Genomic DNA, 14,935 nt, shown 5'->3' on the forward strand with positions numbered 1-14,935 from the left:
TTCCTCATTGCTTCAGCTCACTTTTTTTGCCATCTACTTCATTCTTTTTCAAACTTGCAGCAGCAAGATGAACTGCAAAACCATTTGCATACCGCAAATCGACTGCATCTACTCGATTCGCCCACTTCTCTTGAACTTGTGGCCAATACTTAAATAAGCGCGCCACACGCTCTTCTGTTAAATTTTTATCGGAGCTTTCTTCATCGCGTCCAAATTCGACCTTCATACCATTGGAAAGCCTTACATGCCAGGCATAACGCTCAGTTAGTGCAAGACTGGTTACTTCAGCACCCCACGGCTTAAACCAGTTGTTGGCTTTTTCATAAAGGCTCATCACTTCTTTGCCGGCATCCGCAGGGCCGGAGAAGTCGACTAGACGGGCATCATCACCAACCTCAGAAACGCGACCAGTGAAAAGTTCACCATGAGTATTCATAAGGGTATGGCTATCGGCACCGCCCCAAGTACCAAAAGGCTTCTGCTCCTCAATACTCACTACTAAGCCATTCGGCCAGACACGACGAACATTCGCATGTCTTACCCAAGGCATACCTTCAAAACCTCGCTTAACATCTTCTAAACGAACGCTGAAAAAATTACCCTGCACAGTTTCAAGCACTTGCTGTTTCACAATAGGTTTATTAATGTGTTTCAACGTTTGACCGGCAACCGGTTCAATTTGAATTTGCTTCAATGCAAATACAGGTCGTTGACTTAACCAAACCAAAATACCAACCACCAGCATTACGACAAAGCAACGCATCATGAAACGGCTCAACTTTTCCATCCGCTGCGAATGATTCCAAAGTGGAGCCATCAACATCGAGAAAATTTCACCGAAGCGGTCCATGAAGTTGCTCATATTGAGGCGCTCTCCTTTTCCTGCAATGTTTGACTTAACAACCAAAGCACCAAGTCGGCATACTCAATACCAGCAGCCTTAGCAGCCATTGGCACCAAAGAGTGAGAAGTCATGCCGGGAGAAGTATTCATCTCCAGTAAGTAAGGCTTGCCAGTCTTTTGTTCCAACATCACATCTGCACGTCCCCATGTACGGCAGCCCAAAGCTTTATATGCAGCCAAAGCCAGCTCTTGGACAGCGGCATTTACTTCAGGCGCAAGTCCGGTTGGACATAAGTACTGAGTCTCGTCAGAAAAGTACTTGTTATGAAAATCGTAATTTGCTTGCGGTGGAATGATTTTGATTACAGGTAAGGCTTCAGCTGCGTTTCCCTGACCAACCAATGGACAAGTGAGTTCGTCACCAATGATGCAAGTCTCTGCAATCACTTTTTTATCTAATCCAGCGGCAAGCTTGTATGCAGCAGGCAACTCGTCTACCGACTTGACTTTTGTTAAGCCCAATGAAGAGCCCTCATGCGCAGGCTTCACAATCAAAGGTAGCCCCAAATGCTTCACAACCGCATTCCAGTCGCTATCAACTGTCAGCTCTTCATATTCAGGAGTCGAGAGTCCGCTACTAATCCAGACTTGCTTAGTAACAATTTTGTCTATAGCTAGAGCAGATGCCAAAACTCCACTACCGGTATAAGGCAAGCCTAGTAATTCAAGTAAGCCCTGAATAGTTCCATCTTCGCCAAAGCGACCGTGAAGAGAAATAAATATGCGATCAAAATTTTCTTTCGCTAATTCAGTGGGGCAACGCAAACCAGTATCAAAAGGGTGAGCATCAACCCCTTTTGCACGCAGGGCCTCTAATACGCCATTGCCGGACAAGAGAGAGATCTCTCTCTCACCAGATTTACCACCCAGCAATACGCCAACGCGACCGAAAGACCTAGGGTCCAAGCCAGCTAAGCTAGCCTTTGCGCGATCACCCCAAGAGTCAAAATTAGCAACTACCTTAGACATTCTTTGCCTCCGCAAGTGTATGTGGCAAAGCAGAAATTGAACCTGCACCCATCGTGATTAGTACATCCCCATCTTTTAAAACTTGACTCAATTTTTCTGGCATTTCGGCAATGCTTGCAGCATAGGCAACAGCACCTGTATTTAATAAAGCTTTGGAGTTCTTATCCTCTGCGATAGCAGCTTTCATCAAGCTCTTGCTATCGGCTCCTGGAATTTTTGCTTCCCCTGCTGGATATACATCAGTCAAGATCAATGCATCAAAACTTTTAAGTACCTGAACAAATTCGCCAAAGCAATCACGCGTTCTAGTGAAGCGGTGCGGCTGGAATGCCAAGACTAAACGGCGATCTGGATAAGCACCTCTGGCCGCTGCTAGCGTTGCCGCCATCTCAACTGGATGATGGCCATAATCATCAATTAAGGTAAAGCTGCCACCAGATGCCAGCGGAATTTCTCCATAGCGCTGGAAGCGACGGCCAACCCCACTAAATTCAGAGAGCGCTTTAATAATTGCCTCATCACCTACACCCAACTCTGTTGCAATTCCAATTGCAGCCAAGGCATTGCGAACGTTATGCAAGCCCGGCAAGTTGAGGGTGATATTTAGCGGTCCCGGCTTATTGCCATGCCTACGTACTGTCCGACGATCAACTGTAAAGTGCATCCGAGTCCCATCGGCACGAACATTACTTGCACGAATATCTGCATCTTCTGATGTGCCATAACGTAGCACCGGCTGAGATACGAAAGGAATGATGTCACGTACATTGGCATCATCAATACAAAGCACTGCCACACCATAAAACGGCATGCGCTGAATAAACTGGACAAATGCTTGCTTTAGACGCGCCATATCATGCTGATAAGTATCCATATGATCAGCATCAATATTGGTTACCACTTCCATTGCAGGGAATAACTGCAAAAAAGAAGCATCTGATTCGTCTGCTTCTACAACAATGAAATCGCCACGCCCCAAACGAGCGTTAGCGCCTGCTGAATTAAGCTTCCCACCGATCACAAATGTTGGATCAAGCCCGCCCTCAGCTAAAACTGATGCTACCAAGCTAGTGGTAGTTGTCTTACCGTGTGTTCCTGCAATCGCAATACCTTGCTTTAGGCGCATTAACTCACCCAACATCACCGCGCGTTGTATGACTGGAACCTTTGCTGCGCGTGCAGCCAAAACTTCTGGATTATTTCCTGTAACAGCAGTAGATATCACAACAGCTTCAGCGGTACCAATATTTTTTGGATCATGGCCGATATGAATGACTGCACCCAGCTCTCTTAGACGCTTAGTCACTGCACCATCAGCAAGATCGGATCCTGAAACCTGGTAACCCAGGTTCAAAAGCACTTCAGCAATGCCGCTCATGCCAGCACCACCGATACCGATGAAGTGAATTTGCTGAACGATATGCTTCATACACCCACCCCCGCACAATCTGCACATACTTCAGCTACTCGCTGAGTTGCATGGGGCTTTGCTAGCGCATGTGCACGCAATGCCATCTCTTTTAATTCTGTACGATTGAAGTTTTGAATCATCATTGCCAAATCTTGTGGATTAAGCAATGGCTGCGGTAATAAAACCGCTGCATCCACATTTGATAGAAACTGCGCATTCGCAGTTTGATGGTCATCAATAGCAAATGGGAAAGGAATAAGACAGGACGCAACCCCACAAGCAGCTATTTCAGAAACTGTCATAGCGCCTGAGCGACAAATCACTAAATCAGCCTGTGAATATGCAGCGGGCATGTCGTCTATAAAAGGGCGAATATCTGCAACAATCCCTAAGTCAGCATATCTTTTTTGTAAATCCACCAAATGTTTATCGCCTGCCTGGTGTATCACCTTAGGACGTGACTCTTCTGGAATTAATGCCAGAGCAGCTGGAATATTTTCATTTAAGGCAGCGGCACCTAAGCTACCGCCCACCACCAATACAGATAACGGTCCCTGACGCTGTTCGTAACGAGCTGCAGGCGCTAACATATGATCAAACTCTTCACGAATAGGATTACCCACCCACTCTGCATGCGCCATCGTGTCAGGGAAGCCAGTCAAGGTTCGCATCGCAATTTTATTCAACGCCAAATTTGCACTACCAGCAACAGAATTTGACTCATGCAAGACTAGTGGTCGCTTCAAAAACTTAGCAACCAAACCACCAGGAAAAGTAATGTAACCACCCATACCAAGTACAACATTTGGTTTTATACGGCGTATGATCTTCCAACTTTGAATGCAAGCCCGCATAAGATTAATAGGTAGCATCAACTTTGCTTTTATTCCCTTGCCACGCAAACCACCAAACTCAACTGCCTCAAACGGAAAATCACAAGACTTCACAATGCGATACTCCATGCCTGCTTGGTTACCTAACCAAGAGACATTCCAACCGCAAATCCGCAAATATTCAGCCACAGCAAGACCTGGGAAAATATGCCCGCCAGTACCACCAGCCATCACCAGAATTGAGGGTTTTGTCAAAGCTTCCCTCCGCGCATCAGGATACGATTTTCAAAATCAATGCGTAGCAACATTGCCACAGCAACTGCATTCATCAAAATTCCAGAGCCGCCATAACTGACTAAGGGCAAAGTCAGACCCTTGGTTGGAAGTAGCCCGAGGTTCACGCCCATATTAATGAAGGCCTGCCAACCAATCCAGATAGCAACACCTTTAGCAGCCAAACCAGCGAAGCTGCGATCCAATTGCAAAGCAGTACGGCCAATTAAGAAGGCGCGGCGGACGATCCAATAAAACAAGAAGATCATGACCACTACACCAACAAAGCCTAACTCTTCACCAATCACGGCCATGATGAAGTCGGTATGCGCTTCTGGTAGGTAATGTAATTTTTCTACACTGCCGCCAAGACCTAAACCAAACCATTCGCCACGACCAAACGCCATAAGTGAGTGTGTCAACTGATAACCCTTATTGGCAGCATTGTCGACTTGCCACGGGTCCATAAAAGCCAACATACGTCCACGACGAAACGGAGAGAGCGCAATCATCGTTGCGCCACTCATCAAACCAACAGCAATTAATCCACCAAATAACTTGGCATTAATACCACCTAAAAAGAGGATGCCGAATGCAATTAAGGCGACCACCACAAATGCGCCCATATCTGGTTCTGCCATTAACAATCCACCCACCAAGGCAACCGCAATACCCATCGGTAGCATGCCTTTAACAAACGAATGGAGATATTCTTGACGTTGAACGGTATAGCTTGCTGCAAAAATTACTGCAGCAAATTTCATTAACTCGGAGGGCTGAAAGTTCATTAAGCCCAGGGGAATCCAGCGCTTTGCACCATTGACACCTTTACCAATGCCAGGAATCAATACGGCGATCAGTAGCAAGACAGTGAATCCAAAAATCACTGGCGAATAACGATCCCATATCTTAGTAGGAATCTTAAAAGCCCAGATCCCGACGCCAATCGCGATCACCAAAGAAATCACGTGACGAATAAGGAAGAAATTACTGCTGTAATTTGCGTACTTCGGTCCATCGGCTAAAGTAATAGAAGCGGAGTACACCATTACTAGGCCAATTAACATCAGCGACAGAATTGCCCATACGAGCAACTGGTCATAGTCCATCATGCGTGAACGGGTCTGCTCTACGCCTGATACCGCATCTCGTAAACCAGTACGGAAGTTATCAATACCGCCACGGGAAAAATTCCAGAAGCGATTTAGTCTAAGGCGATTTTCAGGGAATAATTTCTCTTTTAAGTTCATACCTGAACTCCTTCAAATTGCATGCCCAATTCCTCTACTTCTGCAGCAAATACTTGAGCTCTCTCAACGTAATCGCGGAATTGATCTAAGCTTGCGCAAGCAGGAGAAAGCAGTACTAAATCTCCAGAGATAGCTTGTGCTGCTGCAGCCTGAACGGCGGACTTCAGATCACCGCAATTTGTAATTTGAATATCAGAACCTAAAGCCTCAGCAATTGCAGCCCCATCTTTGCCGATCAAGAAAGCACCCTTTACAAAACGTAATGCTGGCTCACGTAATGGACTGAAATCTTGCCCCTTACCTTCACCGCCAGCAATTAACCAAATACGTCTTCCAGACTCATTGCTACCAAGACCATTCAATGCAGCAACAGTAGCGCCTACATTCGTACCTTTACTGTCATCAACATATTCAACATCTTTAACAATCGCAATACTTTGCACACGGTGCGGCTCACCATGGTAATCACGCAAACCATGCAATAGCACATTCATCGGCAAATTTGCAGCACGGGCTAAGGCAAGCGCTGCTAAGGCGTTTAATGCATTGTGACGTCCACGTATTCTTAGTGCATCTGCAGGAATCAAACGCTTAAGTCTTAAAGGCTCATCTTCTTCTATAGCTGCGGATTTACGACGACGCTTAGGCTTTGGCTCAACGTCCTCATCAACTTCAGCCCATACCAGCCAATCAATTCCGCCTGCACGTAAGTCATGCTCAACACCAAAAGCACCTTGCTCATTTGGGCGATTAGATCCAAACGTCACAATAGGGTTATCAGTCTTTTGCTTCTCGGAAAGCAATCCCATTACAAGGGGATCATCGCGATTCAGAATACAAACTGTATCTGTACCAAATATTTTTGACTTAGCCTCTGCATATGATTGCATATCACCATGCCAATCTAAATGATCTTGTGTAATATTCAACACGGTTGCCGCTGTAGCATTCAGTGTATGCGTGTAGACCAATTGGAAACTCGAGAGCTCCAATACCCAGACATCAGGCATATCCACCATTTGATCTGCTGTATCTAAGCAACTCATCAACTTCTCTAAGGCTGCAGGACTAATGTTTCCTGCAACAGCAACTTTCTTGCCAGCACGCTCGCACAGCTGACCAGTTAATGCAGTAGTGGTCGTTTTTCCATTAGTACCAGTAACCGCCAACACTGCAGTGGTATAGCCTGACCCTTGTTCTTGCGCCATCCGACTTAAAGCAGATATTGCTCGAGCAAAAAATTCAATTTCGCTCCAAACATCGATTTCAGCCTCCTCAGCTTTTACTAAGAAAGAATAAGTTGGGTCTTGCACCGGAGAAAGGCCCGGGCTGATACCAATCACATCAATATTTTTCAGCAGGCCTTCAGTTAAGGGACCAAAACAAATATCTTTTAAACCTGCAATACGAAGCTCATCGAGCCAAGCATTTTGTTTCTCAGTAAATGTTGATTGTTCGCGCGTATCTGCCAAGCGTACTTCTGCGCCATTACGTAAGCACCACTTTGCCATGGCAACGCCTGACTCACCCAATCCTAAAATAAGGAATCGGTGGGGTGCTTGATAGCCTTCATCAGCCATGAAAGCTGAATTTGCAAAGGTGTTTTCTAGGATCAACATATTTACTTTTGGATTACCGTAACTTCAAGCTAGACAAGCCAATTAAGACTAAAAGAATGGTGATGATCCAGAAACGTACTACCACTTGCGTCTCCTTCCATCCACCCAATTCAAAATGGTGATGCAATGGTGCCATCCGGAAAATTCGACGGCCTTCGCCAAAATGTTTTTTTGTGAACTTAAACCAAGTTACTTGAAGCATGACTGAGACAGTCTCGGCAACGAAAATGCCGCCCATCACAAACAACACAATTTCTTGACGAACAATCACGGCGATAGTGCCTAGCGCTCCACCTAGAGCTAGCGCGCCTACATCACCCATAAATACTTGTGCAGGATGCGTGTTGTACCAAAGGAATGCCAGACCAGCGCCACCCATAGCGCCGCAGAAAATCATTAGCTCACCAGCGCCTGGTATGTAAGGAAAGAGGAGATACTTTGCATAAATCGCATTACCCATCACATAGGCAAAGGCACCTAAAGCAGCCCCAACTAAAATCACCGGCATGATGACAAGACCATCAAGGCCATCAGTCAGATTGACGGCATTACTACTACCAACAATCACTAGATAACTCAAGATGATGAAGCCCATTATTCCTAACGGGTAGCTGACTTCTTTCATGAAGGGTATTAATAAATCCGTTTTTGCAGGTAGATCTAGTGCAAAGCCACTTCTGAGCCATTCATAAAACAATTGCAATACTTTGAAGTTATTTACCTCGGACACCGAGAATGCTAAATAAATTGCAGCAAATAATCCAATCAATGTTTGCCAGAAAAATTTTTCTCTCGAGGCCATACCCTTAGGATCTTTGTAAACCACTTTACGGTAGTCATCTACCCAGCCCACTAGACCAAAACCAAAAGTAACGATCATCACAATCCAAATAAAACGATTGCTTAAATCTGCCCACAACATGCATGAGATAAAGATGCCTATCAAAATTAATACACCACCCATCGTAGGCGTACCTGATTTCACTAAATGGGTTTGCGGTCCATCGGTGCGAACGGCTTGACCCATTTTTAAGGCGGCTAATTTACGAATCACCCAAGGCCCTGCAGCCAAACCAATTAACAAAGCAGTCACAGTAGCCATCACCGCTCTAAAGGTGATGTAGTTAAAGACCCGAAAGAATCCAAAATCATCTTGCAACCATTGCGCCAACATTAAGAGCATGTTTTAGCCTCCTCTAATAAGGCCTGCACTACACGCTCCATACGCATAAACCGTGAACCTTTAACTAAAATATTGAGATGTTGATTGCTGCCACTAGACTGTGCATGCAGCGCATCTCTTAATTGCGCAATCAGACCATTCATATCGGAAAAATGAACTGCGCTAGATTTCACCTCATTACTGCTAGCAACCTCATTAAATCCCTGCAGAGCAAATTCGCATTGCTCACCCAAAGCAAACAACTTTGAGACTCCCTGTTCCGCCGCATAGGCCCCAACTTCCCGATGGAACTCTGGACCTTGATTGCCAACTTCACCCATATCGCCCAAAATCAACCAAGATAAGTTGCCAGATTGTTTGAGGGCATCAATTGCAGCTCTTACAGAGTCAGGATTGGCGTTATAGCTATCGTCAATTAAGGTGTGATTTGAATCAATCACCTTTGCTTGCATACGGCCATTAACTGGTGAGAAAGACTCGAGACCCTGCTTAATCTTTTCAATGCTTACACCAGCAGCTATACCAACAGCACTTGCAGCCAAAGCATTTCGGACATTGTGACTGCCCAAAGTATTTAACTGAACTTCGATGGTGCCCTGTTCAGCCTGTATCTGGACCCTGCCATTACTTAAAAGACTTCCAGTCACTGAAGCTGAAGTTTTAGTCAGTGCAGACGAGAGAACAAAGTCAATTACTTGACGACCGGCAGCAGCCTGACGCCAAACATTTGCAAATTCTGAATCTGCTGGAAATACTGCAATGCCATCATCTGGCAAGGCACGAATCGCATCAGAGTGCTCTTCTGCCACTGCTGCAACCGTTGCCATAAATTCCTGATGTTCGCGCTGGGCATTATTAATTAATGCAATATTCGCTTGTGCAATTGCAGCTAACTGCGCTGTTTCACCGGGATGGTTCATGCCGAGCTCAACAACTGCGAGGCGATCTGTTGAACGCAATTTCAAGAGTGTTAATGGCAAACCAATATCGTTATTTAGATTACCTTTAGTAACCAGCGTATGCTGCTCACCAACTGCAGCCTTGAAAATGGAGGAAATCATTTCTTTAACAGTGGTCTTGCCGTTACTACCCGTGACCAATGCCAAAGGGATAGGATGATTAGCACGCCATGCTTTTGCCAAATTTCCTAATCCAATGCGGGTATTTGACACACAAATTGCAGGCAAGTCTGCCGGAACTTTATCTTGACTGCTAATGAGAGCCGCACCAGCGCCGGCCTTAGCTACATCAGATAAAAAGTCATGCGCATCAAAGCGCTCGCCAACCAAGGCAACAAACAATTCATTGCGATTGATCTGACGACTATCCGTTCCCACCCGGGAAATGACTAATTCTTGCGCAGCTTTTGCAGACGCATTAATTAATGTGCTTCCAGGCAACATAGCCTGTGCTTGCGCAAGGGTTGTCATGACTGACATCAGACCCCTCCTCCCGCAGCTAAGCGAATATGCTCTTGGTCAGAGAAATCGAATTTCTTACCATTGATTTCTTGGGTGGTTTCATGACCCTTACCGGCAATCAAAACAATATCGTGCGCATCAGCGTGACGAATTGCAGCCATGATAGCTGCCGCACGATCGGCGATCATTTGAATATTTGGTGCATCCGCCTTAATACCGCTGCGAATCATTTGCATAATGGCTTGTGGGTCTTCGGAGCGCGGATTATCGCTAGTAATGAGGATGTGGTCAGCATTGCGCTCAGCAACGGTGCCCATCAATGAACGTTTACTAGCATCACGATCACCACCACAACCAAATACACACCAAATTTTTCCACCACGCTGAACAGCAATAGGGCGCAATGCTTGTAAGGCTTTCTCTAAGGCATCAGGCGTGTGTGCGTAATCGACAATTGCCAATAAGCCCTCTGTTTTTTGTTGCTTGCTAAGGCGAATGAGCTCCATACGACCAAGCACCGGGTTTAATTGACTTACTTTTTTGCCAGCACCTTCGCAATGAATTCCCTGTGTAAGCAATACTGCCCATACGGCCAATGCATTGCTTAAATTAAATTCGCCTAGTAACGGAATATGTATTTGAACGCTACCGACACCCTCACAAACAAATGTGGAGTCGTAGCCCGAGCCACTTAGCACAATGTCTTTTGCATAAATACGTTGTAAACGATCGCCAAATTTTTCAAAGCCATTGAAGACAGATGGGGATAATCCATATGCCCAGACCTTTAAGTTCTCTCTCGCCAACAAATTCATCGCTAACTCGCGACCAAAAGCATCATCTAAATTAATGACCGCATGTTGAAGCCCGGCTTGGCGAAATAATTTCGCTTTTGCCTCAGCATAATCAGCCATGCTGCCGTGGTAATCCAAATGATCCTGCGTCAGATTAGTGAACACTGCGCAATTAAATTCAGTACCGGCAATTCGAGCTTGATGTAGTGCATGTGAAGACACCTCCATTACCACTTGTTTTGCGCCGGCTTTGGCCAACTCTACTAGCTGGGTCTGTAATTTAGGGGCATCCGGAGTTGTGTATCCAGTACGAACTAATTCTCCCGGGAAGCCAGTACCTAAGGTACCTAAAACTGCTGTGCGATGATTGCTTGCATCTAAGGCTTGAGCTAACCACTGCGTGATACTGGTTTTGCCATTGGTGCCAGTGACGCCAATGATTTTTAATCCCTTGCTCGGATGGCCATACCATTGTGCGCATAGCTCACCTGCTTTTGTCGCAAGCTGCTCAACAGCAAAACATTGTGGATGATCTAAATATTGCTTACCTACACCCGCTGGATCGAAGACCACTGCGGCTGCGCCATTCTCTAATGCTGCCTCAATGAATTGACGACCATCACGCAAGGCATTGCCATGACCTACAGGGTAGGCAAAAAAGATATCGCCAGACTGAATCTGGCGAGTATCTGCACACACTTTTGCAGAAGCATTTGCTAGTGTGTGTAAGTGGTCAATCAAATGATTGGTGTCTATTTTCAAGTTCACCCTCATCGCTTCAAAACCACATGTTGAGCCTGTGCAGCTACTGGCCGAATTTCTTCTGAAGCCTTATCTTCCAATACCATTTGCTTAACTTTACTGTCTGGCAAGACATTCAATGAACGGAGCGTCTCCCCAACAATTGTGGAGAATACGGGTGCTGCAACATCACCACCATAATGACTTCCACCAGTAGGCTCATCAATCATTACCGCAACCACAATACGTGGCGCACTAATGGGGGCAAGTCCAGCAAAGTAAGCGCGATAAGAATTGCCATATCCTTTGCCAACTAATTTATGGGCAGTGCCTGTTTTTCCGCCAACGCGATAACCTTCAGCCTGCGCTTTGACTGCAGTTCCCCCCGGCTCAGTAACCGCTTCCATCATGTTGCGCATTTCAATCGCTGTTTTTGGAGAGAGGACTTTAGTGCCTGGCTTGAACTCAGGACTACGCTCAATCGTCAGGGGAACTAATTCGCCATCACGTGCAAAGACTGTGTATGCGCGTGCCACCTGAAAGAGTGACGCAGAAATACCGTAACCGAACGCAATACGCGCCTGATCAGTAGGCATCCATTTTTTGAAAGGATGCACTGTACCTGCAACAGCACCAGGGAAACCAATTTTCGGTGCCTGACCCAAACCAACTGCAGTATAGAAATCCCACATTTCTTCAGCAGAAAGATTATTCATCGCAATCTTTGCTGTACCGATGTTGCTAGATTTTTGAATAATTTGTGCGACTGTGAGATTTCCATAGGGATGGGTATCTGTAATAGGCTTAGGACCTACTAAATATTTCGCACCAATCACCATATTGGTATCCGGCTTGACTGCGCCTTTTTCTAAAGCAATTGAAATTGTTAATGGCTTCATCGTTGAGCCAGGCTCAAAGGTATCCGTTAATACGCGATTACGTAATTGCTCGCCCGTTAAATACCTGCGATCATTTGGGTTGTAGCTTGGGTAATTTGCTAATGCCAAAATCTCGCCCGTTTGTGTGTCGAGCACTACAGCGCCACCCGCTTTTGCGTGATGCTTTTCAACTGCATCTTTAACAGCGTTGTAAGCTAAGAACTGAATCTTGCTATCAATAGAGAGATTGAGATCTTTACCATTTTGTGGCAATTGCAAGATCGCTACATCTTCAACAACGCGACCCAAGCGATCTACCACCACACGTCTTTGACCTGGATGACCAGCGAGCTCATTCTCACGGGAGAGCTCCATGCCTTCCTGGCCCTTATCGTTCACATTAGTAAAACCAACCACATGCGCCATCGCCTCGCCTTCTGGGTAAAAGCGGCGATATTCATTATTTAAGCCAATGCCTGGAATTTCCAACTGCTTAATCTGTTGTGCAACAGCGGGATCAACTTGACGCTTCAAGAAAATCTGCTTGCGCTCTTCTTTTAACTTCTTACGCAACTCTGCTTCACTCATCTGCAAGAGGCTCGCCAACTTTTGAACTTTATCTGCCGATAAATCATCTGGGACAGTATCGTTATAGGCGATAACGGACTTCGCCTCCAGGCTGGTTGCAATCACTTGGCCGTTGCGATCCAAAATTTTCCCACGACTAGCGGGCAGCTCTAATTCACGCTGAGTGCCGCGCACACCCTTAGCTTCATAGAATGCATTTCCCGGGCCCTGAATCCAAAATGCACGTAGTAATAGCATCATGAAAACAAAGAATAAGAGGAATAGCATCAAACGCGACCGCCACATTGGCAGACGCAAAACTAAATTTGGCGTAGTAGAGAAACCGACCGGCCTCATTTAGCCTCCTTTAAATACAAAGTACGCTCAGGAGTAATCGGAGACATATGCAATTGATTGCGAGCAACGTCGCGAATACGGGCAGACTTGGAGAGATTGCGCTGCTCATATTCCAAGCGTAACCATTCTTGATTTAACTTGCGCTCTTCAATCTGTGCGCGCTCTTGAAGAATAAATAACTTACGAGCACGCTGCTGAGCTGCTACCAATGAAAGAGCGCAAATTAGTAATAAAGCGAGTAAAGTTAAAGTGGCACGATTCATGCAACCACTCCTACACGTTTTTCAGCTACGCGCATAATTGCTGAACGTGCACGTGGATTCTCAGATACCTCAGCATCGCTTGGCTTAACGCGGCCAATAATTTCAAGTGCGCTTTGAGGCAAATCTCTTTCGCGCACAGGCAAACCGCGTGGAACCTCTACCTTTGCATGTGCTTGCATGAACTGCTTCACGATGCGGTCTTCGAGTGAATGAAAACTAATCACGGCAAGTCTTGCGCCGGGCTTTAGTAATTTCAGGGCTGCTTTTAAACCAAGTTCTAAATCTTCTAACTCACGATTAATAAAAATACGTAATGCTTGAAACGTTCTTGTTGCAGGATCTTGACCTGCCTCACGAGTGCGCACTACGCTAGCTACGAGACTGGCTAACTCGGTTGTAGTTTTTGGAGACAAGCCTTCTTCGCGCTTGGCCACAATAGCCTTCGCAATCTGAAAAGCAAAGCGTTCTTCTCCGTAAGTCTTAATCACTTGTGTGATTTCCTCTGGCGGTGCTTGCTCCAACCACTGTGCCGCAGTCAAACCGTGGTCGGTATTCATGCGCATATCGAGCGGACCTTCTCGACGAAAAGAAAATCCCCGATGTGCTTCGTCTACTTGCGGCGAACTGATTCCTAAGTCCAATAAAATGCCATCGACCGATTCCGGTGCTGCGTACTGATCCATCTGCGCAAAACTGTCGTGCACTATCTTGAGTCGTGGGTCGTTGATTTGTTGTGCTACTGCAATCGCATCTAAATCCTTGTCGAATGAAATCATGCGCGCAGAAGGATTCAACTCCTTGAGCAGTGCCTGCGTATGACCGCCGCGCCCAAAGGTTCCATCGATTACCAAAATTTGTTTTTGTGTATTTTGATTTTGAATCAGCAGACCGCCAACTAGCGCCGTCACCGCCTCGGCCAGTAATACTGGGCGATGAGTTATGTTCATGGCACCCTGTCATCAAAAATTAAATTGCTTGAGCGCTTCAGGCATGCCTTGAGCAATCGCAGCCTGTTCTTTTGCGGCGTATGTAACTGCATCCCACAATTCCAAGTGACTGCCCATACCAAGCAAGATCACTTCTTTTTCAATGCCTGCTGCTGCACGCAACTCAGGACTTACCAATACGCGACCAGCGCTATCTAAATCCATTTCAGCTGCGTTACCTAAGAAAATACGGCGCCACCAATGAGCATCCATGGGAAGCTGTGCAACCCTTGCTCTGAAGGTTTCCCACTCTGGTCTTGGGAAGAGGAGGAGGCAGCCATCGGGGTGTTTTGTGAGCGTGATTCGACCCTCGCCCTGTACCAACAAGGCGTCACGATGCTTAGCCGGCACAGACATGCGGCCTTTTGCATCTAAATTGAGAGCTGACGCACCTTGAAACACCATTTACCCCACTTTTTCACACTTCCTCCCACTTTAGAGGATCGCACTAAGAGGGTCAAGTGTTTTTGGGAGTTTTTTCAGGAAT

At 46.0% G+C, this 14,935-nt stretch carries 13 protein-coding genes; all 13 read right to left on the reverse strand.

Annotation, left to right across the window (positions count from 1 at the left end):
• Positions 1-4 precede the first annotated feature (4 nt).
• From ICN48_RS02905 to mraZ, 13 genes are read right to left on the reverse strand one after another with little or no spacing between them, the layout of a single operon-like run.
• Positions 5-862: a cell division protein FtsQ/DivIB gene (locus tag ICN48_RS02905; protein WP_216152251.1), complete on the reverse strand. Its 858-nt coding sequence runs from the start codon at positions 860-862 to the stop codon at positions 5-7.
• Positions 859-1,872, reverse strand: a complete 1,014-nt coding sequence (locus tag ICN48_RS02910; protein WP_255539436.1) for a D-alanine--D-alanine ligase — start codon at positions 1,870-1,872, stop codon at positions 859-861. The genes ICN48_RS02905 and ICN48_RS02910 overlap by 4 nt, the downstream gene beginning before the upstream one ends.
• On the reverse strand, positions 1,865-3,301 hold the full coding sequence (gene murC, locus ICN48_RS02915; protein WP_216152252.1) for a UDP-N-acetylmuramate--L-alanine ligase: 1,437 nt from the start codon (positions 3,299-3,301) through the stop codon (positions 1,865-1,867). Before murC ends, ICN48_RS02910 begins: the two co-directional genes overlap by 8 nt.
• Complete coding sequence (gene murG / locus ICN48_RS02920) at positions 3,298-4,371, reverse strand: undecaprenyldiphospho-muramoylpentapeptide beta-N-acetylglucosaminyltransferase (RefSeq protein WP_216152253.1); 1,074 nt, start codon at positions 4,369-4,371, stop codon at positions 3,298-3,300. Before murG ends, murC begins: the two co-directional genes overlap by 4 nt.
• Positions 4,368-5,639, reverse strand: a complete 1,272-nt coding sequence (ftsW, locus tag ICN48_RS02925; protein WP_216152254.1) for a putative lipid II flippase FtsW — start codon at positions 5,637-5,639, stop codon at positions 4,368-4,370. The genes murG and ftsW overlap by 4 nt, the downstream gene beginning before the upstream one ends.
• Positions 5,636-7,258, reverse strand: a complete 1,623-nt coding sequence (gene murD, locus ICN48_RS02930) for a UDP-N-acetylmuramoyl-L-alanine--D-glutamate ligase (RefSeq protein WP_370624126.1) — start codon at positions 7,256-7,258, stop codon at positions 5,636-5,638. The genes ftsW and murD overlap by 4 nt, the downstream gene beginning before the upstream one ends.
• Before the next feature lie 13 nt (positions 7,259-7,271).
• Complete coding sequence (gene mraY / locus ICN48_RS02935) at positions 7,272-8,441, reverse strand: phospho-N-acetylmuramoyl-pentapeptide-transferase (RefSeq protein ID WP_216152255.1); 1,170 nt, start codon at positions 8,439-8,441, stop codon at positions 7,272-7,274.
• The gene (murF, locus tag ICN48_RS02940) at positions 8,432-9,880 is read right to left on the reverse strand and encodes a UDP-N-acetylmuramoyl-tripeptide--D-alanyl-D-alanine ligase (protein WP_216152256.1); all 1,449 of its coding nucleotides are present in this window, start codon (positions 9,878-9,880) and stop codon (positions 8,432-8,434) included. The genes mraY and murF overlap by 10 nt, the downstream gene beginning before the upstream one ends.
• The gene (locus ICN48_RS02945) at positions 9,880-11,430 is read right to left on the reverse strand and encodes a UDP-N-acetylmuramoyl-L-alanyl-D-glutamate--2,6-diaminopimelate ligase (protein ID WP_216152257.1); all 1,551 of its coding nucleotides are present in this window, start codon (positions 11,428-11,430) and stop codon (positions 9,880-9,882) included. Before ICN48_RS02945 ends, murF begins: the two co-directional genes overlap by 1 nt.
• Positions 11,427-13,199, reverse strand: coding sequence for a penicillin-binding protein 2 (locus ICN48_RS02950; RefSeq protein WP_216152258.1), 1,773 nt, complete (start codon positions 13,197-13,199; stop codon positions 11,427-11,429). The genes ICN48_RS02945 and ICN48_RS02950 overlap by 4 nt, the downstream gene beginning before the upstream one ends.
• Positions 13,196-13,462 carry a cell division protein FtsL gene (gene ftsL, locus ICN48_RS02955; RefSeq protein ID WP_216152259.1) on the reverse strand — a complete coding sequence of 89 codons (267 nt, stop codon included), beginning with the start codon at positions 13,460-13,462 and terminating at the stop codon, positions 13,196-13,198. Before ftsL ends, ICN48_RS02950 begins: the two co-directional genes overlap by 4 nt.
• Positions 13,459-14,409, reverse strand: a complete 951-nt coding sequence (gene rsmH / locus ICN48_RS02960; RefSeq protein WP_216152260.1) for a 16S rRNA (cytosine(1402)-N(4))-methyltransferase RsmH — start codon at positions 14,407-14,409, stop codon at positions 13,459-13,461. Before rsmH ends, ftsL begins: the two co-directional genes overlap by 4 nt.
• A 12-nt stretch (positions 14,410-14,421) precedes the next feature.
• Complete coding sequence (gene mraZ, locus ICN48_RS02965) at positions 14,422-14,850, reverse strand: division/cell wall cluster transcriptional repressor MraZ (RefSeq protein ID WP_216152389.1); 429 nt, start codon at positions 14,848-14,850, stop codon at positions 14,422-14,424.
• Between the last annotated feature and the right edge of the window lie 85 nt (positions 14,851-14,935).

It is taken from the genome of Polynucleobacter sp. JS-Safj-400b-B2, assembly GCF_018881975.1.
GTDB lineage: Bacteria > Pseudomonadota > Gammaproteobacteria > Burkholderiales > Burkholderiaceae > Polynucleobacter.